Source organism: Nonomuraea ferruginea (assembly GCF_039540635.1).
GTDB lineage: Bacteria > Actinomycetota > Actinomycetes > Streptosporangiales > Streptosporangiaceae > Nonomuraea > Nonomuraea ferruginea.
Window position 1 is genome coordinate 218,610 of record NZ_BAABFD010000004.1, and the last position, 24,772, is coordinate 243,381.

The window sequence follows — 24,772 nt, forward strand, 5'->3', positions numbered from 1 at the left end:
AGCAACCGTGATCCGTAGACCCCGTTCGATGCTCGCACGCCTGGCCAGGAGGCTCGCCGCACCCGCGGTCCTGGTCCTCGTGGCGGGCACCACCACCGTACTCGCCCAGGCGCCCGCCAGCGCGGCCGTCGCCTGCCAGGTGTCCTACACCTCCAACGACTGGAGCAGCGGCTCCAGCGGCGGCTTCACCGCGGCCATCACCATCGAGAACCGCGGCGACCCGCTCAGCAACTGGACGCTGACCTTCGACTTCCCGACCACCACCCAGCGCTACCAGCAGGGCTGGAGCGCCACCTGGAGCCAGTCCGGCACGCGGGTCACGGCGCAGAACATGCCGTGGAACGGCAACCTGGCCACCGGCGCCAGCACCTCCATCGGCTTCAACGGCACCTGGTCGGGCAGCAACCCGGCGCCGACCTCGTTCGCGATCAACGGCACCACCTGCGGCGGCACCGGGCCCGTCAACGACCCGCCCACGGTCTCGCTGACCTCGCCGAACGCCGGGCAGAGCTTCACCGCCCCGGCCACCGTGCCGATCGCCGCGACCGCCGCGGACGCCGACGGCACCGTCGCCAAGGTCGACTTCTACCAGGGCAGCACGCTGCTGGGCACCGACACCAGCGCGCCCTACACCTACAACTGGCAGAACGTGGCGGCCGGGAACTACTCGATCACCGCCAGGGCGACCGACGACGACGGTGACACCACCGTGTCGTCCCCGGTCGGGATCACCGTCACGTCGACCAACACACCGGCGCTCCTCGTCAGCCCGCTCAGCCTGGCCGTGCCCGAGTCGGGCGACGCCTCCTTCTCCGTCCGGCTCTCGGCACAGCCCTCCGGCAACGTGTCCGTGACCACCGCGCGGGTGAGCGGCGACACCGACCTGACCGTCGGCACCGGAGCGACCCGCACGTTCAGCACGTCGAACTGGAACACCGCGCAGACCGTGACGCTCAACGCCGCCGACGACGCGGACGACGTCAGCGGCTCGGCCGTGTTCCGGGTCAGCGCCAGCGGCTACGCCCCGGTCGAGGTCAACGCCACCGAGGTGGACGACGACGGGACCGGCGGCGACAACGAGTACATCCAGCGCTTCACCGAGATGTACAACGACCTGCACGACCCCGCCAACGGCTACTTCTCGCCCGAGGGCGTGCCGTACCACTCGGTGGAGACGTTCATGGTCGAGGCGCCCGACCACGGGCACGAGACCACGTCCGAGGCCTACAGCTACTACCTGTGGCTGGAGGCCGTCTACGGGCAGGTCACCGGTGACTGGACGAAGTTCAACAACGCCTGGGCCTCCATGGAGAGGTACATCATCCCGGCCACCGCCGACCAGCCGACGAACTCGTTCTACGACCCGTCCAAGCCGGCCACGTACGCGGCCGAGCACACCAGCGTCAGCAACTACCCGTCGCAGATCGAGCAGGGCGTGAGCGTGGGCAGCGACCCGATCGCGGGCGAGCTGCAGAGCGCGTACGGCACCCGCGACATCTACGGCATGCACTGGCTGCTCGACGTCGACAACACCTACGGCTTCGGCCGCTGCGGCGACGGCACCACCAAGCCCGCCTACATCAACACCTACCAGCGCGGGCCCGAGGAGTCCGTGTTCGAGACCATCCCGCAGCCGTCGTGCGACACGTTCGAGCACGGCGGGCCCAACGGCTTCCTCGACCTGTTCATCAAGGACTCCTCCTACGCCAAGCAGTGGAAGTACACCAACGCCCCCGACGCCGACGCCCGCGCCGTGCAGGTGGCGTACTGGGCGCTGACCTGGGCCAAGGCGCAGGGCAAGGAGTCGCAGATCTCCGCCACCGTGGCCAAGGCCGCCAAGATGGGCGACTACCTGCGCTACTCGATGTACGACAAGTACTTCAAGCAGCCCGGGTGCACCAGCCCGTCGTGCCCGGCGGGCACCGGCAAGAACGCCGCCTCCTACCTGATGTCCTGGTACTACGCCTGGGGCGGCGCGACCGACGCCAACGCGGGCTGGGCCTGGCGGATCGGCTCCAGCCACAACCACTCCGGCTACCAGAACCCGTTCGCCGCCTGGGCCCTGTCGAACGTGGCCGAGCTGCGTCCGCGCAGTTCCACCGGCGCCAACGACTGGAGCACCAGCCTCACCCGGCAGCTGCAGTTCTACACCTGGCTGCAGTCGGCCGAGGGCGCGATCGCGGGCGGCGCCACCAACAGCTGGGAAGGCGACTACGGCACCCCGCCGAGCAACCTGCCCAAGTTCCACGGCATGACCTACGACTGGCAGCCCGTCTACCACGACCCGCCGTCCAACCAGTGGTTCGGCTTCCAGGCCTGGACCATGGAACGGGTCGCGGAGCTGTACAACGTGACCGGCAACGCCGACGCCAAGCGGCTGCTCGACAAGTGGGTCACCTGGGCGCTCGACAACACCACCGTCAGCAGCGGCGGCGACTACCAGATCCCGTCCACGCTGCGCTGGACCGGCCAGCCGGTGGCCAGCTTCAACGCCACCAGCGGCATGCCGCCGCCCAACCCCGGCCTGCACGTCGAGGTCGTCAACCACACCCAGGACGTGGGCGTCGCCGGCTCCTACGCCAAGGTGCTCATGTACTACGCGGCCAGGGCGAACCACGCCGAGGCCCGTGACACGGCCAAGGCGCTGCTCGACGCCGTGTGGGAGAACCGCGACGACAAGGGCGTCTCGGTCGAGGAGACCAAGGCCGACTACCAGCGCGTCGACGACCCGGTCTACGTGCCGCCGGGCTGGACCGGCACCATGCCGAACGGCGACCCGATCAACTCGAACTCCACGTTCCTGTCGATCAGGTCCTTCTACGAGGACGACCCCGACTGGCCCGAGGTCCAGGCGTACCTGGACGGCACCGGGCCGGTGCCCACGTTCAACTACCACCGGTTCTGGGCGCAGGTCGACGTGGCCGTGGCCCTGGCCGAATACGGGCGGCTCTTCCCGTGATCAGCCGCACCCTCCGGAGGGCCGCCGCCGTCGCGGCGGCGGCCCTCGCCCTCCCGCTCCTCGCCGTACCGGGCGCCCAAGCTTCGGCGGCCCCGGCGTTCGCGTACGGCGAGGCCCTTCAGAAGTCGCTCTGGTTCTACGAGGCCCAGCAGTCGGGCGAGCTGCCCGACTGGAACCGGGTCGGATGGCGGGGCGACTCCGCGACGGACGACGGCGCCGACGCCGGACGCGACCTGACCGGCGGCTGGTACGACGCCGGCGACCACGTCAAGTTCGGCTTCCCGATGGCGTTCTCCGCCACCATGCTGGCCTGGGGCGCGGTCGAGTACCGCGACGCCTACCAGAACTCCGGACAGCTCACCCACCTGCTGAACAACCTGCGGTGGGTCAACGACTACTTCATCAAGGCCCACCCGTCGCCGAACGTCCTGTACGGCCAGGTCGGCAACGGCGGCACCGACCACGCCTGGTGGGGCCCCGCCGAGGCGATGTCCATGGCGCGTCCCTCGTACAAGATCGACGCGTCGTGCGGCGGGTCGGACCTGGCGGGCGAGACGGCGGCGGCGATGGCGGCCGCGTCGATCGTCTTCCGGCCGACCGACCCCGGCTACGCCGACACGCTGGTGACCCATGCCAGGCAGCTCTACACCTTCGCCGACACCGTGAGAAAGGAGTACAGCGACTGCATCACAGACGCCCAGAGCTACTACAACTCCTGGAGCGGATACACCGATGAGCTGGTCTGGGGCGCGATCTGGCTGTACAGGGCAACGCAGGACTCGACCTTCCTGACCAAGGCCGAGTCGCTCTACGACAGCCTGGGCACCGAGCCCCAGACCTCCATCAAGTCGTACAAGTGGACCATCGCCTGGGACGACAAGTCCTACGGCACCTACGTGCTGCTGCACAAGCTGACCGGCAAGCAGAAGTACCTCGACGACGCCAACCGCTGGCTCGACTGGTGGACGGTCGGGGTGAACGGCTCCCGGGTGGCGTACTCGCCCGGCGGCCAGGCCGTGCTGGACCGGTGGGGGTCGCTGCGGTACGCGGCCAACACCGCCTTCGCGGCGCTCGTGCACAGCGACTCGATCACCGACGCCACCCGTAAGGCCCGCTACCACGACTTCGCGGTACGGCAGATCGGCTACGCGCTCGGCGACAACCCCCGCAACTCGTCCTACGTGATCGGGTTCGGGAACAACCCGCCCAAGAACCCGCACCACCGCACCGCGCACGGCTCGTGGACGGACCAGCTCTCCTCCCCGGTGGAGACCCGCCACACCCTGTACGGAGCGCTCGTCGGCGGGCCGCCCGACCCCAACGACGCCTACACCGACAAGCGTGACGACTACGTGATGAACGAGGTCGCCACCGACTACAACGCGGGCTTCACCAGCGCGCTCGCCCGGCTCTACCGCGAGTACGGCGGGCCGCCGGCGGCGGGCTTCCCCACCGAGGAGACGCCCGACGGGCCGGAGATCTTCGTGGAGGCCGGGGTCAACGCCACCGGCGCGAACTTCACCGAGATCAAGGCCATCATCCGCAACCGGTCGGCCTGGCCCGCCCGGGTCCTGGACGACGGGTCGTTCCGCTACTACTTCACCCTCGACGGCGCGACCACGGCCTCGCAGATCACCGTGTCGTCCGCGTACACCCAGTGCGCGGCCCCGACGCTGCACGCGGCCGGCGGCAGCACGTACTACGTGTCCGTCGACTGCTCCGGCCAGCGCATCGCCCCGGCGGGACAGTCGCAGCACCGCAGGGAGATCCAGTTCCGCATCGCCAGCTCCGGCACGTGGGACCCGGCCAACGACTGGTCCTACCGCGGCGTGACCACCACGCCGGGCGCGACGCCGGTACGGGTCGACAACATCACCCTCTACAGCGGCGGCACCAAGATCTGGGGCCAGCCGCCAGGACCCGAGGAGGAGGACGACACCCCGCCCGGCAGGCCGGGCACCCCGGCGGCTTCCGCGATCACCGGCTCCACCGCCAGGCTGACGTGGAGCGCCGCCACCGACAACGTGGGCGTCAGCGGTTATGACGTCTACCTGGAAGGGGAGAAGGCGGGAACCGCGACGGGCACGACCTTCGACCTGACCGGGCTCACGCCCGGCACCGGCTACACCGCGTACGTCGTCGCCAGGGACGCGGCCGGCAACACCTCTCCGCCGTCCGGCAGCGTCACGTTCACCACCACCGACGAACCGGCCCCGACCGGCGGCTGCACCGCCGCGTTCAAGGTCGTCAACTCGTGGAGCGGCGGCTACCAGGGCGAGGTCACGGTGAAGAACGCCGGCACCTCGCGGATCACCGGCTGGGCCGTCTCCTGGACCGGCTCCGGCGCCATCACCCAGATCTGGGGCGGCAGGCACACCGCGTCGGGCTCGACCGTCACCGTGCGGAACGAGACCTGGAACGGCTCCCTGGCCCCCGGAGGCACCACCACGTTCGGCTTCCTGGCCAACGGCGGCGGTGTCGTACCCGACCCCATCACCTGCACCACTGAGGGCAGCACATGAGATCACGCCTCGCCGCCCTGGCGGCGCTCATCCTCCTCCCGGTCGCCCTGATCAGCCAACCGGCGCACGCCGCCGTCGGCATCCACGTCAGCGGCGCGAACATCGTCGAAAGCGGCGGACAGAACCTGATCTTCCGCGGCACCAGCCACGCCCACACCTGGTACACCAGCCAGACCCAGTCCTTCCGCGACATCAAGTCGCTCGGCGCCAACGCCGTGCGCGTGGTGCTCAGCGGCGGCCGGTGGACCCCCAACAACACCGCCGACGTGGCCAACGTCGTCTCCCTGTGCAAGCAGAACAAGCTGATCTGCGTCCTGGAGAACCACGACACCACCGGGTACGGCGAGCAGAGCGGCGCCTACACCCTCGACCAGGCCGCCGACTACTGGATCAGCGTCAAGTCCGCCCTGGTGGGCCAGGAGGACTACGTCGTCGTGAACATCGGCAACGAGCCCATCGGCAATAACGCCGTCACCCCGGGCTGGGCCGCCGCCACCTCGGCCGCGATCCAGAAGCTGCGGACCAACGGCTTCGACCACGCGCTCATGGTCGACGCCCCCAACTGGGGCCAGGACTGGCAGTTCGGCATGCGCGACAACGCCAGGACCGTCTTCGACAGCGACCCCGACCGCAACGTGATCTTCTCGATCCACATGTACGGGGTCTTCGACACGGCCGCGGAGATCACCGCCTACATGGACGCGTTCAGGACCGCCGGGCTGCCGCTGGTCGTGGGCGAGTTCGGGCACAACCACTCCGACGGCAACCCCGACGAGGACACGATCATGGCCCAGGCCGTGAGCCGCGGCCTCGGCTACTTCGGCTGGTCGTGGAGCGGCAACGGCGGCGGCGTCGAGTACCTCGACCAGGTCACCAACTTCGACGTCAACCAGCTCACCTCCTGGGGCCAGCGGCTCTTCAACGGGACCAACGGCATCAGGGCGACCTCCCGCGAGGCCGCGATCTACGGCGGCGGCGGCCCGGTCGACACCACCCCGCCGTCCACCCCCGGCACCCCGTCGGCGTCCAACGTGACCGCCACCGGCGCCCGCCTGACCTGGACCGCCTCCACCGACAACGTGGGCGTCACCGGCTACGACGTCTACCGCTCGGGCGGCACGCTCCTCGGCCAGACGGCCACCAACGCGATCACCCTCTCCGGCCTCACCCCGTCCACCGCCTACCAGGTGTACGTGCGGGCCAGGGACGCGGCGGGCAACCAGTCCGGCTCGTCCCCGAACGCCTCGTTCACCACCCAGCCCGGCAGCTCGGGCGGCGGCTGCTCGGTGGCTCCCACCGTGCAGAGCCAGTGGGGCGACGGGTACGTCGTGCAGGCCGGCGTCACCAACACCGGCACCTCGGCCGTGACGGGGTGGACGGTGACGTTCACGCTGCCCGCAGGCCACCAGATCACCGGCTCCTGGAACGCCACGGTGTCCGTCAGCGGCCAGACCGTGACCGCCAGGAACGCGAGCTACAACGGCAACCTCGGCCCCGGCGGCAGCACCAGCTTCGGCTTCCAGGCCGGTCGGCCCGGCGGCCAGACGAGCGTGCCGTCCGGCTACACCTGCGCCACCTGACCACCCCGTTCCCCGCCCGAGGAGGTGAGGCCCCACCCCGATGAAGTGAACCGCCCCTGCGAACCATCCCGCCCGGATGGCGCGAACGCGGCCGGCCCAGAAGAGAGTCCTCCCCACTCCCCGCCGGCCGCGTTCGCGTGCGGGCCACCGCCTCCCGCGGTGCCCGCCCGCTCCTTCTCGCAGTGCTCGTTCCTACTTGGCCTGCTCGAACCTCGCCCGCGCGGCTTCCAGCGCCTCGTCGTCGCCGAAGTCGGCGAACGCCTCCTCGTGCAGGCGCTCCGGGATCAGCTCCCTGACCCGCTGCGGGTAACCGGTGCCCGCCATGGGCACCTGTACCTCCGCGTGGTGGCCGAAGTGCACCGCGAGCGGCCCGGCGGCCCGTACGGACGTCTTCCAGTCCGTGCCGGGGCCGGTGATCGCGCACATGTGCCGGGCGTACACCCACTCCACCTCGGTCACGCTCCGCGCGTCCTCGGGGGACACGCCGAACGGCTCGACAGCGCAGATGATCTTCCCGGCGTCCTCTTCGAAGTGGTGCCCGTGGTGGAGGTGCTCCTCCTGCGAGGCGCTCTCCAGCAGCACCGTCACGCGGGCGGTGAGCTCCTCGGACAGGTCCTGCGGCAGGTCGCCCTGCCGCAGGACCGCGAAGAGCGACGTACCCGCGATGGCGGCCACGACCACGGCGGCGACGGCAAGGAAGCCGCGCCGCCGGGCCGGGGGTGTTCGCACGTCCTCCAGCATCAGCCTGCCTCTACGGGCTCGTGCAGGTCAGCGTCGGGACGGGGCTGGGCACGCTGCCCGTGGCGTTGAAGCCGAACGTGGTCGAGGCGTTCGGCGCCAGTTGCCCGTTGTACGACACGTTCTTGGCCACCACGTTGGGCGGTTGCCCGGTCAGCGTGGCGTTCCACGGCGCTCCGGCGAAGCCCTGGCCACCGGAGTACGTCCAGGACACCGTCCAGCCGTTGAGCGGGGTGGTGCCGGTGTTGCGGACGGTCACCTCGCCCTGGAAGTGGCCTGCCCAGCCGGTGTCGGTGGCGCGCAAGGTGGCCTGGCAGTCCGCGTCGGGGTCCGGGGTCGGCGTGTCCGACGGGCCGGGGCCAGGGCCGGGAGAGCTGCCGCCCGGGCCGACACCGGTGACCTCGCCGTTGCCGCCGTCGAAGACGACGTCCGAGCAGCTGTAGAAGTTCTCGTTGCTGTCGGAGCGCTTCCAGTGGATGAACAGGATGTGGTCGCCGCTCTTGCCGGCGGGGAGCGTGGAGTTCCAGTAGTAGTAGTTGAGCCCGCCCACGCCGCCCGACTGCGGCGGGTTGCTCACGGTGCCGAACTTCTCCAGGTCGGCCCAGCGCAGCGGACCGTTCGCGTTCCACCCGTTCTTGGTGATGTAGAGGTCGAACGAGCCCGGGTGGGCCGCCCAGTTGCTGTGCCGGATCTGGATGTTGGCGCCTGACGTCAGGTGGGTCTTGGGCCAGTCGTTGCGCACCGCGTTGTAGGCGCTGAAGTCGTACGGCCCGCCAGTGCCGCCGCTGCAGATCTGGCCGTCGGGGATGAACCCGCTGGTCCGGCCCGCGCCGTCGGAGCGGAGCACGGCGAACCAGTTGTACAGCGGAGTGGTGCCGCTCTGGGCGACGGCCGCGTCACAGGCGGGGTTGTACGGGTCGATCGCGCCGTTGTCCCGCAGGCCGTCCTGCCAGCACAGGAAGGTGCGGCTGCCGGGGAACATGGTGACGCCGTGGGCCTGGGCCGACTGGGGGATGACGAAGGCGGTGACGATCATGACTAACGCCGCAGCGGCCGCCAGTGCCGCCGAACGCATGACTCTCATGAAGAAGATTCCTTTGCTCGCATGACAGAGGAACCCACCACGACCCGCCCGCCCGGCAGCTTTCGCGTGGTCGCATTACAACATGTCCGGACTTCGTTCGACAACATCGAGTGAAACTTTCAGCCCGTACCGCCGCCGCTTTCCCCTGGTGGAACACCCTGCCGCCGCCCGCGCGCACCGGGGCGGGGTTGCCCTGGCCGCCGCGGGCTCGTGATCCTGACGGCCATGAGACGCGTGCACATCCCCCTGGCCCTCGCGGTCCTGCTGGCCGCGTTCGCGTTCGCCATGCCCGCGCACGCCGCGCCGGTCATCTGCGAGAAGTACGGCTCGGCTCAAATCCAGAACGGCCGCTACATCGTGCAGAACAACGTGTGGGGCGCGAGCACGGCCCAGTGCATCGACGTCAACCAGAACGGCGGCTTCACCGTCACCCAGGCGGCGCACAACAACGCCACCAACGGCGCGCCCGCCGCCTACCCGTCCATCTACGCCGGGTGCCACTACGCCGCCTGCACCACCGGGAGCGGCCTGCCCGTGCGGGCGGACGCGAGCGGGTTCGGCAACCTGCGCTCCAGCGTCAGCATGAGCTATCCGGGCAGCGGCACCTGGAACGCCGCCTACGACCTGTGGTTCGACCCCACCCCGCGGACCGACGGGCAGAACACCGGCGCCGAGCTGATGATCTGGCTGAACCACCGGGGCTCCATCCAGCCGATCGGCTCCCGGGTCGGCACCGCCAACCTGGCCGGCGGCACCTGGGACGTGTGGTTCGGCAACGTCGGATGGAACGTCATCTCCTACGTCCGCACCTCGCCGGCCAGCTCGATCGACTTCGCCGTCGACACGTTCTTCTCCGACGTCGTCGCCCGCGGCTACGGCCAGCGCTCCTGGTATCTGACCAGCGTGCAGGCCGGGTTCGAGCCCTGGGTGGGCGGCGCGGGGCTGGCCGTCAACTCCTTCGCCGTGACCACCTCGGGCGGCCAGGACCCGCAGCCGGGCGGCTCCTGCCAGGCCACCGCCACCACCCAGGGCCAGTGGGCCACCGGGTACGTCGTCCAGCCCGTCACGGTCGTGAACCGCGGCTCCTCGCCGATCTCCGGCTGGCGGGTCACCTTCACCCTGCCGGCCGGCCACGCCATCACCGGCTCCTGGGGCGCCCAGTTCTCCACCAGCGGGCAGACGGTGACCGTCACGAACTTCCCCTACAACGGCAGCCTCGCCCCGGGCGCGAGCACCACCTTCGGCTTCCAGGCCTCCAAGCCCAGCGGGAGCTCCGCCCTGCCGTCCGGCTACACGTGCGCCTGATCAGGGTGAGCGGCGGGCGGCGGTGATCTCGTTGAGGCTGATCTCCAGCTGGGTGCGGCAGGCGGGGGCGAGCCGGCCCTCGCGCTCCCGGTCGGCCAGCTTCCGGCGCAGGCCGGCCAGGAGCGAGTCCTCCTGCCCCGGGGACACCAGCGCCCCCCGCAGCACCTGCTTGAGATCCAGCGCCACGTCACCGCCGAGCGCGCCGCACACGTCGGAGCCCTCCAGCGTGGCGTGGAAGCCGTCGACCGCCTGCCGGACCGTCCGCCCCTCGGCCGGGGAGCGCTCCATCGACGGCATCGAAGCGGACGGCATCGACGTGGACGGCAGCGACGCCACGGGCGAGGCCGGCGGCGACGCCGTCACCCCGGGCGGCATCGCGTCCCGGGGCAGCTCCATCAGCGCCACCAGCGACAGCGCGAGCACCCCCGCTCCCGCCACGGCCAGGCCGCGCCGCAGCCGCTTGGGCAGGCTGAGCGCGGCCGTCAGCGCCGCCGCGACCTCCGCCGCCTCCGGGCGGCGGGCCGGCTCAGGGTCGAGGCACCGCTGGCAGAGCAGCGCGATCGCGTGCGGCGCGCCCGGCGGGCGCGGCGGCGGGTACGGGCGGCGCGCCGTCTCCAGCTGCTCCCACGTGGTCTCCGGGTACGGGGTACGCCCCTCGATCATGGTGAACAGCAGCACGCCCAGCGCGTACACGTCCACGGCCGGATGGGTCGGCGCCCCCGCCAGCCGCTCGGGCGCCACGTACGGCGGCGTGCCTCGCTCGTCGTCGGGGTCGCCCGCCCAGGCGGCGATGCCGAAGTCGAGCAGCTTCAGCCCGTCGCCGGTGAGCAGCACGTTCTCGGCGGTGACGTCCCGGTGCACGAGCCCGCGGGCGTGCCCGGCGGCCAGCACGCGGGCGGTCCGCATGGCGACGGCCGCCGCCTCCGCCCACGGCAGCGGCCCCCTCTCCAGGCGCTCGGCCAGCGGCACCCCGTCGAGCAGCGGCATCACGACGAAGGCCGCGACCTCCCCGCTGGTGGTCACGGCCTCGCCGTAGTCGTAGATCTCGATGGCGTCCGGATGGATGAACCGGGCCGCGGCCCGTGCCTCGCTCCGCGCTCTCACCCGGTCGCCGAGGCCCGTCTGCAGGGACGAGCACTGCACCTTGACCGCCACCATGCGGTGCAGCGACTGGTCGAAGGCGCGCCAGATGACGGACATGCCGCCCCGGGCCAGCGGGTCCAGGAGCAGGTACCTGCGGGCCAGGATGTCGCCGGGTTCATGCCGAGTCACGGATGACCAGTTCTGTCGGGAGAATCGGATCGATCCCTGTCGTTCCGGACAGTAGCAACCTGGTCGCGATGGTGGCCACCTCCTCGACAGGCTGGCGTACGGTCGTGAGCGCGGGGTTGGTGTGCCGCGCGACCGGGGCGTCGTCGAACCCGATCACCGCCACGTCGGCCGGCACCCTGCGGCCGGCCCTGCGCAGCGCCTGCATCGCCCCGGCGGCCATCAGGTCGGAGGCGGCGAAGACCGCGTCCAGGCCGGGGGCGTGGCGCAGCAGCCACTGCATGGCGTGAGTGCCCGAGGCGGCGGTGAAGTCCCCGTACGCGACGGGCACCTCGGCCACGCCCGCCTCCCGCAACGTCTTGACCAGGCCGTCGAGCCGGTCCCTGGCAGCGGGCAGCGAGGGCGGGCCGCCGATGGCGGCCACCGACTTGCGGCCGGTGAGCAGGAAGTGCTCGGCGGCCTGGCGCCCGCCGTCGTAGTTGTCGACGTCGGCGAACGGCAGTTTCAGGTCGTGGGGCGGCCGGCCGATGTTGCGCACGGTGATGCCGGAGGTGCAGAGCTTGATGGCGAGGGGGTGCCGCTCCCTGGCGCCGACGAGCAGCACCGCGCCGGACAGCGTGGGCAGGACGGACGAGGTCGGGTTGACCGTGGTGATGGTCAGATGGGTGCCGTTCTCGGCGACGACGGCCCCGCTGGCGGACAACAGCCGGGCATAGTACGGTTCGGAGAATAATCGCGGCAGATGGTCGCAGATGACCGCGGTGATTCCCGTCACCGGGTTTCTGGAGACCGATCCTCTGGGCGCCCGCTGCCGCACGTATCCCATCCGGGAGACGGCTTCGTAGACCTGGCGACGGGTCGACGTGCTGACCCGGACCGAGCCGGTGAGCACGCGGGAGGCGGTGGCGGGGGAGACCCCGGCGGCCGCCGCCACCTGGGCCAGTGTGGGCTGCTCGGACATGATCGACACCTCGCGCCGAAGATCCCTGGGAGCGCTCCCACGTTATCAATGTTTCGCCGCGGTTAACAGGCCCTCTGTACTGCACTGTTAGTACCCAGTAAAGAAAAGCGCAGGTGAATGGGGTCAAAGTGAGCGCAGAGATTTCGGAGACATTTCGCGGAGGGGACACCGGGGCGTCCCCTCCGCGTGTCGTCAGTCCTGGCCGGTGCCGATGGAGACGTCGTTGTCGGAGTCGATGTCCCGCAGCTCGTTCGGCTCCTCACGGTCGCGCTGGACCGGCGCGCAGCTCGACCCGCAGCCGCCGAACCTGGCCGTGTCGAGCGGGTGGAAGTCCGTCGCCTTCGTGCCCTTCAGCGCGGCCAGCATGGTGTCACGCCAGATGGGGCCCGGGATGCTGGCGCCGAAGACCGAGCCGTAGTAGCGGCCGCCGATCGTGACGTTGTTCAGCTTGTACTTCTGCGAGCCGCGCGGGTCGCCGATGCTGACCGCGCCCGCCAGGTCCGGGGTGAACCCGGCGAACCAGGCCGTCGCCTGGGCGTCGGTGGTGCCCGTCTTGCCCGCCGCCGGGCGGCCGATGCCGCCGACGCCGCGCATCGTGCCCTTGGTGAACACCCCTTCCAGGATGTTCGCCGCGGCGTCCGCGACCTCGGGGTCCATCACCTGCTTGCACTTCGGCTCGTACTTCTTGACCTTGCCGTCGCGGTCGGTGATCTCGGTGACGACCATCGGCTCGCAGTACTTGCCGCGCGCCCCGATCGCCGCGTAGGCGTTGGCGACCGTCACCGGGTCCATCTCGTTGATGCCGAGCGTGAACGTGGAGTATTCCTGCAGCGGCAGGCCGTCGGAGCGCTTGATGCCCAGCGACTTGGCGGTCTTGATCGTGTCGCAGAGCCCGACCTCCTCCTCCAGCTTCATGAAGAAGGTGTTGACCGACTGCCAGGTGCCCGTCTGCAGCGTCTTGAAGCCGCCCGACCCCTCGTCGTTGGTGACGGTGTGGGACGGGTCGCCGATGTTCTCGCCCTTGCAGTTCTTGAACGTCGAGTAGCCGGAGGCGCGGTAGCCGGCGCCCACCGAGAACCCGTCGTTGACCTTCATGCCCTCCTTGAGGCCGGCGAGCAGGGTAAAGGTCTTGAAGGTCGAGCCGGCCTGGAAGCCGACGCCGCCGCCGTGTGCCGCGTCGGCCACGACGTTGTACGACATCTCGTTGCGCTTCTTGGAACGGCCGTAGGTGCGGCTCGCGGCCATCGCCTTGATCTCGCCGGTGCCGGGCTCGACCAGGGCCTCGGAGGCGACCGGGTTGTCGGAGGCGTGCACCCACTTCTTGATCGCCCGCTCGGCGGCCCGCTGCATCTTGGGGTCGAGCGTGGTCTTGATCGTCAGGCCGCCCCGGTTGAGCAGCTGGGTGCGCTCCTTCTTGGTCTTGCCGAAGACCGGGTTGTTGAGGATCTCGGCGCGCACGTACATGCAGTAGTACGGGTACGGGCTCGCGCCGCAGCCGCCGGGCAGCGGGGTGCCCTTGTAGCCGAGCTTCTTGGCCTTGGCCTTCTCCAGCTCCTCGTCGGTGATCTTGCCGAGCTCGTGCATCCGGTTGAGCACGACGTTGCGCCGCTCCAGCAGGCGGGTGCGCTGCTGCCTGCCGAGGTTGGGGTCGGTGCGGTTGGGGTCCTGCACGGCTCCGGCGAGGGTGGCGGCCTGGACCAGGTCGAGGTCCTTGGCCGAGACGCCGAAGAACCGCTTGGCCGCGGCCTCCACGCCGTTCGCGCTCGCGCCGAAGTAGGCGATGTTGAGGTACTTCTCCAGGATCTCGTCCTTGGTGTACTTCTCCTCGACCCCCATCGCGTAGCGCAGCTCGTTGAGCTTGCGCGCGTAGCTGGCCTCCAGCGCCTTGGCCTTCTCCTCGTCGGTGACGGCCGAGTTGAGCAGCACCTGCTTGACGTACTGCTGGGTGATGCTGGAGCCGCCCTGGGCGATGCCGCCGGAGGTCAGGTTCTTGGCCAGGGCGCGCAGCGTGCCCTCGATGTCGATGGCGCCGTGCTCGTAGAAGCGGAAGTCCTCGATGGCGATGATGGCCGTCTTCATGACCTCGGAGATCTCGTCGAGCTTGACGACCTCGCGGTACTCCTCGTAGAACTGGCCGATCTCGTCGCCCTTGGCGTCCAGCAGCGTGGTCTTCTCGGCCAGCGGCGGCTCCTTCAGGGTCATCGCCTTCAGGTTGAGCTCTTCAGCCGTGTTGACGAACATCGCGCCGGCGCCGCCGACGGCCGGGAGGGCGATGGCGGCGGTCAGCACGCCGGCGGCGGCCGCCGCCCCCACGAGCCGCACGATGCCCGATCCCCAGTCCATTAAGAGAACCTCCCCGATCTACCAGCCCTTGCCAAAACCCTATAGCCACGGTAATGGCCAGAAATCCGTCCTTTTACCAACTCACAGGCAGGCGGCCGGCTCAGGTCAGCTCGGAGAAGCGCTCGATCTGATCGCTGCGGCCGGAGACGAGGATGATGTCGCCGTACGACAGCTCGGTGTCAGAGGTCGCGTACGTGAACTCCTCGCCTTCCTTTTTGACCGCCACTATTGTGACGCCGTACTTGCGCCGAAGGTTCGATTCGCCCAGTGCGACGCCGACGTACTCCTTGGGCGGCCGGGTCTTGATCAGCGCGAAGTTCTCGTCCACCTCCATGTAGTCGAGCATCCGCCCGCTGACCAGGTGGGCCACCCGCTCGCCCATGTCGTGCTCGGGCAGCACGACGTGGTGCACGCCGACCCGGCTGAGTATGCGGCGGTGCTGCTGGCTGACGGCCTTGGCCCAGATGTCGTCGATCTCCAGCTCGACCAGGAGGGACGCGCTCAGGATGCTGGCCTCCAGGTCGCCGATGGCGACCACGGCCCGGTAGAAGTCGGCCACGCCGAGCTGCTGCAGCGCCTCCAGGTCGGTGGCGTCGGCGGTGGCCAGGTGTGTGATGTGCCCGGTGAGCCCCTGCACGATCCTGGGCCGGTTGTCGATGGCCAGCACCTCGGTGCCGCGTCTGGTGAGTTCGAGCGCCAGCGCGGAGCCGAACCGGCCGAGGCCGATCACCACCACGGGGTCATTGCGTTGGTCAGCCAACGATCATCCGCTCCTCGGGTAGTTCGTAACGCCGGGCGCGTTCCTTGAGCGCCAGGGCGGAGCCGATCGTGAGCGGGCCGATCCTGCCCACGAACATGAGCACGATGAGCAGCACGTGCCCGGCGGGCGGGATCTCATTCGTGATCCCTGTCGTCAGGCCCGCCGTGCTGAACGCCGCTATCACCTCGAACAGCACCTGGTCCAGCCCGTGCGGGGTGAGCACGAGCAGCACGTAGGTGCAGAAGGCCACCAGGGCCGCGCTCATCGCGGTCACCACCACGGCCTGGCGCTGCGCGGTGTCCGGCACCTGGCGGTGACGGACGTTCACCCTGGGCTCGCCGCGCAGCTCGGCCCAGATGACGAAGGCCAGCAGGCCGAGCGTGGTCACCTTGATGCCGCCGGCGGTGCCGGCGCTGCCGCCGCCGATGAACATCATCACGTCGGTGAGCAGCCAGCTCGACGGGTGGAGCTCGCCGGTGTCGATGCTGTTGAACCCGGCCGTGCGCACCATGGCCGACAGGAAGAACGCGGCCAGCAGCTTGCCGGAGTCGTCCAGCCCGCCGAGGGTGCCGGGGTTGCGCCACTCGGTGGCCAGGTAGACCAGCGTGCCCAGGACCAGCAGGAAAAGGGTGGCGTAGACGGTGATCATGGTCAGCACGCTCCACCTGCCGGGGTGCCGCCAGGAGCGCAGCAGCTCGAACACCACCGGGAAGCCGAGCCCGCCCACGATGACCGCGGCCGCGATCGTCAGGCAGATCCACGGGTCGCCGACGAACCCCATGATGTTGTCGGACCAGAGCGTGAAGCCGGAGTTGTTGAAGGACGAGATGCCGTGGAAGACGCCGAGGTAGAGGGCGCTGCCGAAGCTCTCCCCGTACCCGATCATGAACCGCGCGGTGAACACGGCGGCGGCGACGGCCTCGCACACCAGGCTGAACACCACGACCTTGCGCACGACCTTGCGCATGTCGGCCATGGTCGCCGTCTTGGTCTCGGCCTGCGCGAACAGCCGGGCGCGCAGGCCCAGCCTGCCGGACACCAGCACGGTGAAGACCGTGGCCAGCGTCATGATGCCGAGCCCGCCGATCTGCACCAGGCCGATGATGACCACCTCGCCGAACATCGACCAGTGCGTGGGGGTGTCGACGATGATCAGCCCGGTCAGCGAGACGGCGGCGGTCGCGGTCCACACCGCGGTCATCCAGGTGGTGGTCTGGCCCGGGGCGGTGGCGGCGGGCAGGGACAGCAGCAGGGAGCCCGCGAATATGGCGAGGCCGAAACCCACCGCGATCATCTGGGTGGGGTGCTGGTAGCCGCCGAAGAGGGCAGAGGCGGCCCGAACACGTCTCATGTGAATGTCAGGCTTCCCCGAAGAGGCTTTCCCGGCGGACCCGCGCCAGCGTACAGCGGATGAGGATAGCTGGTCCGAAACACCAAAACATTCCGGACGACCTGACCCTCACGCAAGTGCTAACCGGCAATGTCACCAGATTGCCAGGGAACTGCCAGGAAGTGTGGGTAGTCTGCGTCGCCATGAGCTGGCAGCGTAGAATCAACAAAGCGCTGGTCAGGTTCACCGGATTCCAGGTCAATCGAGTAGGGAACCAGGGGATTTCGACGGCGCCGTCGTCGGCTCCGGCCAGGGCGGCCTCCGCGAAGGCCACCGCCAAGGCCAAGCAGACTGAGGCCGAGATCAGGCCGCCGACCGATCCGAAGGCCGACCGGTTGCTGACCGCGCCGATCTTCATCATCTCCCCGGTGCGGTCCGGTTCCACCCTGCTGCGTTCGATCATGAACGCCCATTCGGACCTGCACGCCCCGCACGAGCTCCATGTGCGGCGCCTCAGAGTGGAGTTCGGCACGTCCCTGGCTGCGAAGGCAATGGAAGCGCTCGGCCACAACCAGGCCGACCTGGAGCACCTGCTCTGGGACCGCGTGCTCCACCGCGAGCTGGTACGCAGCGGCAAGCGGTTCATCGTGGACAAGACCCCGGCGAACGCGTTCGCCTACGAGCGGATCTCGACCTGCTGGCCTGACGCGCGCTACATCTTCCTCCTGCGCCACCCGGCCTCGATCGCCACCTCCTGGTACGAGGCCAGCCCCGACAAGCGCGACCGGGAGGAGGCCGCGGTCGACGCCCTGCGCTACATGAAGGCGGTCGAGAGGGCGAAGTCCGGGCTGTCCGGCCTGACCGTCCGCTACGAGGACCTCAGCGCCGAGCCGGAGCGGGTGACCCGCGAGATCTGCGAGTTCCTCGGCCTGGCGTGGGAGCCGGGGATGCTCTCGTACGGCGAGCAGGCGGTCATCCAGAAGGGTCTCGGCGACTGGCGGGACAAGATCCGCTCGGGCACCGTGCAGCCCGGCCGCGAGCTGCCGGACCCCGACTCGGTCCTGGACTCGCTGAAGCCGATGTGCCGGACCTGGGGGTATCTGGAGTGAAGATCCGCTACCTGATGCTGCACGCCTACGGCATGGGCGGCACCATCCGCACCGTCGTGAACCAGGCCAACGCCATGGCGAAGGCCGGTCACGACGTCGAGATCGTCAGCGTGGTCCGCCGCCGGACCAAGCCCCAGTTCGCCATCCACCAGGACGTCCGGGTCAGCGCCCTGGTGGACCAGCGCCAGGGCAGGCAGACCGACTCCCTAGCGCGCAAGGCGTGGCGCAGGTTCCGCGGCAAGATCGTGCCCCGCGGCGAGTTCGCGGCCGAGTACTTCACCGAGCGCGTGGAGAAGGCGGCCATGGACTACGTCTCCTCGCTGCCGGACGGGATCCTGGTCACCACCCGCCCGGCGCTCAACCTGATCGCCGCCAGGCGCGCCCCCAAGAACGTCGTGAGGGTGGCTCAGGAGCACATGAACCTGACCGCCTACCCCGACACGATCCGCCACGAGATCGCCCGCCACTACGGCAGCTTCGACGCCGTGGCGGTGCTCACGAGGACGAACCAGCTCGAATACCAGGAGATCCTGCCCGACACCAAGATCGTGCAGATCCCCAACGCGGTCCACAAGGTCGACCAGGTGCGGTCCACCCAGCAGAACCCCGTCGTGGTGGCCGCCGGCCGGCTGGTGCCGCAGAAGGGGTTCGACCTGCTCGTCAAGGCGTTCGCCGAGGTGGTGGCCGACCATCCCGACTGGAGGCTGCGCATCTTCGGCAACGGCCCGCGCGAGGCCCGGCTCCGGGCGCAGATCGACGAGCTGGGCGTGGGCGACAACATCGCGCTGATGGGCCGCACCGACCGGCTCGACGACGAGCTGGCGGCGGCCTCGGTCTACGCCCTCAGCTCCCGCTTCGAGGGCCTGCCGATGGTCATGATCGAGGCGATGACGCACGCCCTGGCCATCGTCGCCTTCGACTGCCCGACCGGCCCGCGCGACGTGCTCACCGACGGGGTCGACGGGCGGCTGGTGCCGCCGCGCGACGTCGACGGGCTCGCCGCCGCGCTCAAGGAGGTCGTCGGAGACCGCAGGCGGCGCCTGGAGATGGGCGCCGCCGCGGCCGCGACCGCCCGCGGCTACGCACCCGACGTGGTGATGCCGATGTGGGAGAACCTGTTCGCCGAGCTGACGAGGGGCGACCGGGTCGGCTCCCGCTGACCGCGGGGCGGCGGGGGTCAGTCTTCGCCTTCCTCCTCGTCGCCCTCGAAGGCCTCCTCGATCAGCTCAGCGGCGATCATCCCGCCGGCCACGCCCGCGGCCACGCCGACGGCCCCGGCCGCGATCGCGCCGCCCATGCCGCCGCCACCGCCGTGGTGGTGGTCATGGTGGCCGTGATGGCCGTGGTGGTCCTGGTAGTGGCCCTCTCCGTGGCCGAAGCCCTGGTGCTGCGAGAGCCCGCCCAGCCAGTTGCCGAGCTCGGCCGCCCAGTCCATCCGCAGCGCCTCGTCGTGGCTCACCCGGAACCGGCCGATGGCGTCCGACCCGTAGTGGCCTGAGCGCCTGTCGGCCTCGATGACGATGTCCATGCCGACGGGGTCGGCGACGAACGTCAGCTCCGCCTCGGAGATCTGCCCGGGCGGGCCGTAGAACTCGATCTCCTGGTAGCACGGCAGCTCCTGCCGGACGCCGTAGATCTGCCCCATCTCCAGGTCGGCCGACTTGAACGCGAAGCCGAGCTGCAGGAACGCCTCCATGACCCGCTGCTGCGACGGCAGCGGCTCGACCGCGATCGGGTCGAGGTCGCCCTTGTCGACCGCCTTGGCGATGGCCAGCTCGGTGCGCACGCCGAGCGCCATCCCGGTCAGTGGCTGCCCCTGCACCTCGCTGAGCGGCGTCTCCCACGGCATCTCGGCCTCGAACGGGATCGTCCGGTCCTCGCCCTTGGCCAGGGTGAAGGGGCCGGAGACCCGGATCTCGTGCAGCACGGCCAGCCCCGTGTGCTCGTCGTCGCCGGCCTCGGCCTCCGCGCGGGCGACCAGGGCCAGCGTCACGTGCTCGATGCCGGCGTCGAACTCACCGCCCTTGAGGCGGACCTCACCCGCGAGGGCGCCCCCGGGGCGCACCCGGGGCGTGCTGAGGACCGTGTCGACCGACGGTGCTCCGACGCCGAACGCGCCCAGCATCCTTTTGAATACCACTGCTCACTCTCCGTTTCCGTACGGCAGGCGACCGTATCGGAAACGATCTTCGGTTTCCTCCGGTTCCCGGAAATCGGCATCACCCGACATCAGCTCGGCCACGATCTCCGCGACGCTGTCGCGTACCTCCACGCGCGCCAGCAGATCGGTCTGCCGCAGCACGCTCAGCAGGTGTTCGGTGGGCCGGATTAGAATCACCCGCCCGCTGCCCGTGGCCTCGATCCGCTGCAACGCCGTGCCCAGCACGCCGATGGCCGAGGAGTCGTAGAAGCGCAGCTCGCTCAGGTCGAACACGAGCACCGGCCCCTGCGACCAGCCCCACACCGCCTGGACGTGCGCGCTGAACCGGGCGCCTCCCGCGTGGTCGAGCACTCCGCCGGCCCGCAGGACCGTGCACCCCAGGTGGTGGGTCGTCTCGATCCTCAACCTGTCGGCCACGTCATACGGCTTCCCGCTGAGCGGGGTCTACAACGCGACGGGCCCGGGGGTTCGCTAACTCTATCCACCGGAGTAGGCCGCCGGTCAGGTGTCGTCGTGGTCCGGGTCGTACTTGGTCGGCTCGGCGGGCAGCGTGTAACGCCGCTCGATCAGCTCGGCCACCCGGCGCAGGCTGTCGTCCGGCTCCTCCCGCTCCACCCGGCCGACCTCGCCGGCCAGCTCGGCGTCGCCCAGCTTCTCGCCGATCCAGGTCGAGTAGTCGCCCCGCCTCAGGTGGAAGGCCCAGGTCTCGTCGTCCACGCCCTCGGCCAGCTCCACGAAGTTGTGCAGGTTGCGGGCCCGCAGGTTGAGCCGGTCCTCGGGGCCGGTGAAGTAGAAGCTCTTGCCCTTGGACATGGTGCCGGCGGCGTACTTGCGGCGGTGGCGGGTGCGGTGCGCGCGGGCCGGCGTCGGATGGACGAGCTGGGCGGTGCCGGCGGAGACGCGCCAGAGCGCCGCCCCCTCGGCCGCCTCGCCCTCCAGCGCGGGGGTGTCCCGGCCGAGCGCGCCGGCGAACGCGCCCAGCGTCTCCCCGGGCTCGGGCCCGACCGCGATCACGCCGTCCACGAGGTCCAGCGCGGCGGGGCTGAGCGCCTCCGGGTGCACGGTGATCATCATCAGCGAGCCGAGGTCCCGTACGTCCTTGACCGGCACCTCCTGCACCTCGGCCGGCATCAGGTGGTGCGCCTCGTCCACGACGACGCAGTGCGGGTGGCCGAGCCTGGCCCGCAGCGCGACCAGGCGGGGCATCAGCTCCGCGAAGAACGCGGGCCGGTCGCGCAGCGGCATCCCGATCATGTTCACCACCGCGCTCTGGTCCGGCGACTCCAGCAGCCGCAGCACCTCCTCCGGGCCCGGCGGCCGGTCCGGCTCGCCCAGCACGGCCGCGCCGGTGAACTCCGCGTAGTCGCCCTCCGGGTCGATGACGACGCACTGGTAGCGGGCCTCGACGAGCCGCTCCAGCAGCGCCGTGGTGACCGTGGACTTGCCGCTGCCCGACGGTCCCGCCACCACCAGGCCGGTCCCGTACGGGCGCAGCCGGACCTCGCCGCCGGCTCCCTCGCCGAGCGGGACGTGGTGCCGCGGGATCTCCATCTCGTCCAGCTCGCCCGACAGCAGCAGGTCAGCCAGCTCGGCCACGCCGTCGCCGTTCTCCCGGCCCAGCGGCAGGTCGCACTGGCGCAGCAGGGCCGGGACGGCGTTCGCGACGGCGGCGCCGCACTCGGCGGCGGTCAGGAAGGCGTGGTCGTTCTCCGCGTCCCCGACGGCCACCACGTTGTGGCCCGACAGACCCAGCCGGTCCAGCGCGGCGGCCAGGCCGCTGGCCTTGTTCACGCCGGGCGGCAGCACCATGACCGCGCCCTTGTTCCTGATCACCTGCAGCTCCAGGCCCAGCTCCCGGATCGCGTCCTGCACCTGGACGTCGTACGGCTCGCGGGTGGCCACGATCACCGATCCCACGCCGAGCGGGGTGACGCCCTCCCCGCGCAGCCGCTCGGCGAACTCCGGCGGCGGAGGGTCCGCGAGCGGTTCGCCGGAGCGCTGCCCCGGGTCGTAGAGCAGCGCCCCGTTCTCGGCCACGACCAGGTCGAACAGGTCGGCGTGCGGGAAGACGGTCAGCAGGTCGTCGAGCTCCCGCCCGGTGACCAGCAGCAGTTTCCTGCCCGAGCGGGAGACCCGTTCCAACGTCTTGATCGTGTGCTCGGCCACCTCACCGTGCCGGGCGAGGGTGTCGTCATAGTCGCAGGCGAGCACGTGATACCTCATGGGCGGCACGTACCCCTACGAAACCGACGCGAACGCGGCCCGGTCAGGCGGCCGGGGCCGGCTCCGGCTCCGCGGCCGCCCGCGCCCGGCGGCCGATGATCACCCATGCGGCCACGAGCAGGTACGGGACGCTCAGCAGGGCGAACATGAGCCCGTGCGAGACCAGGCCGGACGCGGCGCCGTAGACGCCGTAGACCGCCAGCGTGATCACGCCGGTGCCCAGGCCGGCCACCGAGGTGACGGTGGCGCGGCTCGGGCCGGTGATGCTGTCCTGCAGCCGGGCGTCGGCCACCACGCCCGCCAGCTGGAACACCCCGAACGCCGCCGCGATCGCCACGAACCCCGCGGGATGCCCGCTGAGCGCGCCACCGGCCAGGGCGACCGCCCCGGCCGCCAGCACCGCGCCGAACCCGCGCGCCCGCAACCGCCGCGCCCGCCCGGCCAGCAGGCCGCCGGCCGTGGCCCCGGCCCACACCAGCAGGTACACGGGCGGGATCGCCGTCTCCGGCAGCCCGGCCTCGATGCCGAGGAACGCCACGTACTCGTCCAGCGCACCCCAGACGGCGGTGACGGTCGCGAGCAGGATCAGCCCGTGGAGCACCCGCCGGTCCCCGCGCGCCTCGGCCAGCCCGGCCCTCAGCACCTGCCCGTACGAGAGCTCCCCGTCGTCACCGGCTTCCCGGACGGGGGAGCGGTGCTCGGGGAAGGCCAGGGCGGTGGCGGCGGTGAGGAGGCAGGCCAGCACGCTGGCCACGCCCACCGCGGGGTAACCGCCGGCGGCGAAGACCGGGATGGCCAGCGCGATGGCCGCGGCGGTCGCCGCCATGCTTGCCGACGCCGCCCGGCCCATGACCTGCGCGTAGCGTGACGTCTCACCGGTGCGGGCGAGCTCCTCGTACACCAGGGCCTCGATCGAGCCCGAGCCGAGCGCGTCGCGCACGCCCCAGAGCACGAAGCCCAGCGCGAAGATCCAGTAGGACGGGAAGATCACCCACAGCGCGAACCCGGCGGCGGCGAGCAGCGGGCCGGCGAACAGGAGCAGGCGACGGGACACGGAGTCGGCCAGCGCCCCGGAGGGCACCTCCAGCACCAGCCCCGCGACCGACCAGATGACGAACAACGAGGACGTCTCGGCCACGGACAGCCCGGTGTCGGTGAACAGCAGCGCGTAGACCGGGTAGAGCAGGACGAAATCGTCAAGGAACGTGTAGACGTAGAGCGTGCGGACCAGCCGCTTGGCAGGCGGTGACATGCGTGAGGCCTTCCGAAGGGAACGAACGGGGGACGCGACTGCCTGCCTGCGCGGCGGCCCGCGAGCCCTTCGGCCTCTGGTGATGCATCAATGTCGCCAGGTCATGCGCCCGATTCTAACCCGCTACGACGGCAGCCGGAGCTCCGCGAACACCCCCCGGTGATCGGTGCCCGGCACATCCAGCACGTCGAAGGAGCTCACCCCGGCGCGCTCGTCGACCAGGATGTGGTCGATCGTGATGAACGGCGGCAGGCCGCGCCCGTTCGGCCAGGTCGGCGTCAGGCCCGCGCCGGCCTGGTGCGCGGCGTCGGCGTAGCCGCGGCCGAGCAGGTCGCGCATGGCCCGGTGGTCCAGGCTGGCGTTGAAGTCGCCGGCCAGGATGCGGATCGCGTCGCCGCCGGGCGCGGGGAAGGACTCCATCGCCCGGTTCCACCCGTCCACCATCCGGCCGAGCGGCGGGTTCGGGTGCACGGCGACCACTTCGACGCGCCGGCCGCCGGGCAGGGTCATGGCCGCCGCGGGCATGTTGTGGCCGACCGGGGTGAACAGGCCGGGCAGCTCGGTGAGCGGGTGCCTGCCGTAGAGGCCGCTGCCCGCCGCGTCGTGCTCGTCCTGCAGCACGCGGTGCGGCATCAGCTCGTCCAGCCCGGCCGCGTCCAGCGCGGCCACCTGGCGCGTGGTGAGCTCCGTCGCGGCGAACACGTCAGGGCGCAGTTCCCGTACGAGGTCGACCACGGTACGCGGGTCGGCGCGGCCGAACAGGTTGACCGCCAGCACCTTGTACGGGGTGCCGCCGCTGGCCGGTTCGCCCGCGGGGAACGCCCTGGGCGCCACGGCGGCGGCCATCACCAGGCTCGCCACCAGGGCCACGACCGCCGCCGGGCGGTTCCGCCTGACGAGTGCCAGGGCCAGCAGCAGGGCTAGCACGGCGCCGTACGGGGTGACGGTCATGAGCTGGGTCAGGAACGATCCAGACTCCAGCCCGCCTGCCCTGACCACGGCCCAGACGGTCAGGAAGGTCACGGTGAGCCAGGAGACCCACCGCCTGCGCGGTGAGTGTCCACGGGGCGGCGGGCCTCCGCCTGACGCCTGCTTCGCCTCGACGGTGATGTTCAACCCTTGCCGCCCGATTCGTGCGAGATCAACCTTTTCGTGGTGAGCCTAAACGCTGACGGT

At 70.6% G+C, this 24,772-nt stretch carries 18 protein-coding genes; 6 read left to right on the top strand and 12 right to left on the bottom strand.

What is annotated here, in order from left to right:
* Nucleotides 1–28: 28 nt before the first annotated feature.
* The 3 genes from ABD999_RS09875 to ABD999_RS09885 are packed head-to-tail and all read left to right on the top strand — an operon-like array spanning nt 29 to nt 7,061.
* A complete protein-coding gene (locus ABD999_RS09875; RefSeq protein WP_345482662.1) occupies nt 29–2,959 on the top strand; it encodes a glycoside hydrolase family 48 protein in 2,931 nt (976 codons plus the stop codon).
* Nucleotides 2,902–5,481, top strand: a complete 2,580-nt coding sequence (locus tag ABD999_RS09880; protein ID WP_378525223.1) for a glycoside hydrolase family 9 protein — start codon at nt 2,902–2,904, stop codon at nt 5,479–5,481. Before ABD999_RS09875 ends, ABD999_RS09880 begins: the two co-directional genes overlap by 58 nt.
* Nucleotides 5,478–7,061, top strand: coding sequence for a cellulase family glycosylhydrolase (locus ABD999_RS09885; protein WP_219542787.1), 1,584 nt, complete (start codon nt 5,478–5,480; stop codon nt 7,059–7,061). Before ABD999_RS09880 ends, ABD999_RS09885 begins: the two co-directional genes overlap by 4 nt.
* Nucleotides 7,062–7,253: 192 nt before the next feature.
* On the opposite strand, the gene ABD999_RS09890 is transcribed toward ABD999_RS09885, so the two are convergent.
* Together ABD999_RS09890 and ABD999_RS09895 are read right to left on the bottom strand one after the other, a co-directional pair.
* Nucleotides 7,254–7,790, bottom strand: coding sequence for a hypothetical protein (locus ABD999_RS09890; RefSeq protein ID WP_148035557.1), 537 nt, complete (start codon nt 7,788–7,790; stop codon nt 7,254–7,256).
* 22 nt (nt 7,791–7,812) lie between these two features.
* Nucleotides 7,813–8,883, bottom strand: a complete 1,071-nt coding sequence (locus ABD999_RS09895; RefSeq protein WP_219542788.1) for a lytic polysaccharide monooxygenase auxiliary activity family 9 protein — start codon at nt 8,881–8,883, stop codon at nt 7,813–7,815.
* Between the two features lie 225 nt (nt 8,884–9,108).
* Here ABD999_RS09895 and ABD999_RS09900 point away from each other — a divergent pair, with 225 nt between their 5' ends.
* Complete coding sequence (locus ABD999_RS09900; protein ID WP_271280526.1) at nt 9,109–10,188, top strand: glycoside hydrolase family 12 protein; 1,080 nt, start codon at nt 9,109–9,111, stop codon at nt 10,186–10,188.
* Here ABD999_RS09900 and ABD999_RS09905 read toward each other — a convergent pair whose 3' ends face one another.
* From ABD999_RS09905 to ABD999_RS09925, 5 genes are all read right to left on the bottom strand, one after another.
* A complete protein-coding gene (locus ABD999_RS09905) occupies nt 10,189–11,460 on the bottom strand; it encodes a serine/threonine-protein kinase (RefSeq protein WP_148035554.1) in 1,272 nt (423 codons plus the stop codon). It abuts the gene before it with no gap.
* Nucleotides 11,447–12,418 (bottom strand): LacI family DNA-binding transcriptional regulator, encoded by a 972-nt coding sequence (locus tag ABD999_RS09910; protein WP_148035553.1) that lies wholly within the window; start codon nt 12,416–12,418, stop codon nt 11,447–11,449. The genes ABD999_RS09905 and ABD999_RS09910 overlap by 14 nt, the downstream gene beginning before the upstream one ends.
* Before the next feature lie 192 nt (nt 12,419–12,610).
* Nucleotides 12,611–14,761: a transglycosylase domain-containing protein gene (locus tag ABD999_RS09915; protein ID WP_271278484.1), complete on the bottom strand. Its 2,151-nt coding sequence runs from the start codon at nt 14,759–14,761 to the stop codon at nt 12,611–12,613.
* Between the two features lie 100 nt (nt 14,762–14,861).
* Nucleotides 14,862–15,521: a potassium channel family protein gene (locus ABD999_RS09920; RefSeq protein WP_187281515.1), complete on the bottom strand. Its 660-nt coding sequence runs from the start codon at nt 15,519–15,521 to the stop codon at nt 14,862–14,864.
* Complete coding sequence (locus ABD999_RS09925; protein ID WP_271278483.1) at nt 15,514–16,872, bottom strand: TrkH family potassium uptake protein; 1,359 nt, start codon at nt 16,870–16,872, stop codon at nt 15,514–15,516. Before ABD999_RS09925 ends, ABD999_RS09920 begins: the two co-directional genes overlap by 8 nt.
* A gap of 182 nt (nt 16,873–17,054) precedes the next feature.
* Between ABD999_RS09925 and ABD999_RS09930 the strand changes: the two genes are divergently transcribed.
* Complete coding sequence (locus tag ABD999_RS09930; protein WP_148035551.1) at nt 17,055–17,960, top strand: sulfotransferase family protein; 906 nt, start codon at nt 17,055–17,057, stop codon at nt 17,958–17,960.
* Nucleotides 17,957–19,120, top strand: coding sequence for a glycosyltransferase family 4 protein (locus ABD999_RS09935; RefSeq protein ID WP_219542793.1), 1,164 nt, complete (start codon nt 17,957–17,959; stop codon nt 19,118–19,120). The genes ABD999_RS09930 and ABD999_RS09935 overlap by 4 nt, the downstream gene beginning before the upstream one ends.
* A 17-nt stretch (nt 19,121–19,137) precedes the next feature.
* On the opposite strand, the gene ABD999_RS09940 is transcribed toward ABD999_RS09935, so the two are convergent.
* From ABD999_RS09940 to ABD999_RS09960, 5 genes are all read right to left on the bottom strand, one after another.
* The gene (locus ABD999_RS09940) at nt 19,138–20,100 is read right to left on the bottom strand and encodes a sporulation protein (RefSeq protein WP_271278482.1); all 963 of its coding nucleotides are present in this window, start codon (nt 20,098–20,100) and stop codon (nt 19,138–19,140) included.
* Between the two features lie 3 nt (nt 20,101–20,103).
* On the bottom strand, nt 20,104–20,538 hold the full coding sequence (locus ABD999_RS09945) for an STAS domain-containing protein (RefSeq protein WP_219542795.1): 435 nt from the start codon (nt 20,536–20,538) through the stop codon (nt 20,104–20,106).
* A gap of 84 nt (nt 20,539–20,622) precedes the next feature.
* Nucleotides 20,623–22,344 carry an HAD hydrolase family protein gene (locus ABD999_RS09950; protein ID WP_271278481.1) on the bottom strand — a complete coding sequence of 574 codons (1,722 nt, stop codon included), beginning with the start codon at nt 22,342–22,344 and terminating at the stop codon, nt 20,623–20,625.
* Between the two features lie 43 nt (nt 22,345–22,387).
* A complete protein-coding gene (locus ABD999_RS09955; protein ID WP_271278480.1) occupies nt 22,388–23,596 on the bottom strand; it encodes an MFS transporter in 1,209 nt (402 codons plus the stop codon).
* A gap of 123 nt (nt 23,597–23,719) precedes the next feature.
* Nucleotides 23,720–24,619 (bottom strand): endonuclease/exonuclease/phosphatase family protein, encoded by a 900-nt coding sequence (locus ABD999_RS09960; RefSeq protein ID WP_271278479.1) that lies wholly within the window; start codon nt 24,617–24,619, stop codon nt 23,720–23,722.
* Nucleotides 24,620–24,772: the final 153 nt, after the last annotated feature.

Excerpts from the sequence above, each read along its gene's own strand:
- ABD999_RS09915 (WP_271278484.1), bottom strand. The coding sequence starts at position 14,761 with ATGGACTGGGGATCGGGCATCGTGCGGCTCGTGGGGGCGGCGGCCGCC.
- ABD999_RS09885 (WP_219542787.1), top strand. The coding sequence starts at position 5,478 with ATGAGATCACGCCTCGCCGCCCTGGCGGCGCTCATCCTCCTCCCGGTC.
- ABD999_RS09910 (WP_148035553.1), bottom strand. The coding sequence starts at position 12,418 with ATGTCCGAGCAGCCCACACTGGCCCAGGTGGCGGCGGCCGCCGGGGTC.
- ABD999_RS09875 (WP_345482662.1), top strand. The coding sequence starts at position 29 with ATGCTCGCACGCCTGGCCAGGAGGCTCGCCGCACCCGCGGTCCTGGTC.
- ABD999_RS09930 (WP_148035551.1), top strand. The coding sequence starts at position 17,055 with ATGAGCTGGCAGCGTAGAATCAACAAAGCGCTGGTCAGGTTCACCGGA.
- ABD999_RS09925 (WP_271278483.1), bottom strand. The coding sequence starts at position 16,872 with ATGAGACGTGTTCGGGCCGCCTCTGCCCTCTTCGGCGGCTACCAGCAC.
- ABD999_RS09900 (WP_271280526.1), top strand. The coding sequence starts at position 9,109 with ATGAGACGCGTGCACATCCCCCTGGCCCTCGCGGTCCTGCTGGCCGCG.
- ABD999_RS09950 (WP_271278481.1), bottom strand. The coding sequence starts at position 22,344 with ATGAGGTATCACGTGCTCGCCTGCGACTATGACGACACCCTCGCCCGG.
- ABD999_RS09895 (WP_219542788.1), bottom strand. The coding sequence starts at position 8,883 with ATGAGAGTCATGCGTTCGGCGGCACTGGCGGCCGCTGCGGCGTTAGTC.
- ABD999_RS09955 (WP_271278480.1), bottom strand. The coding sequence starts at position 23,596 with ATGTCACCGCCTGCCAAGCGGCTGGTCCGCACGCTCTACGTCTACACG.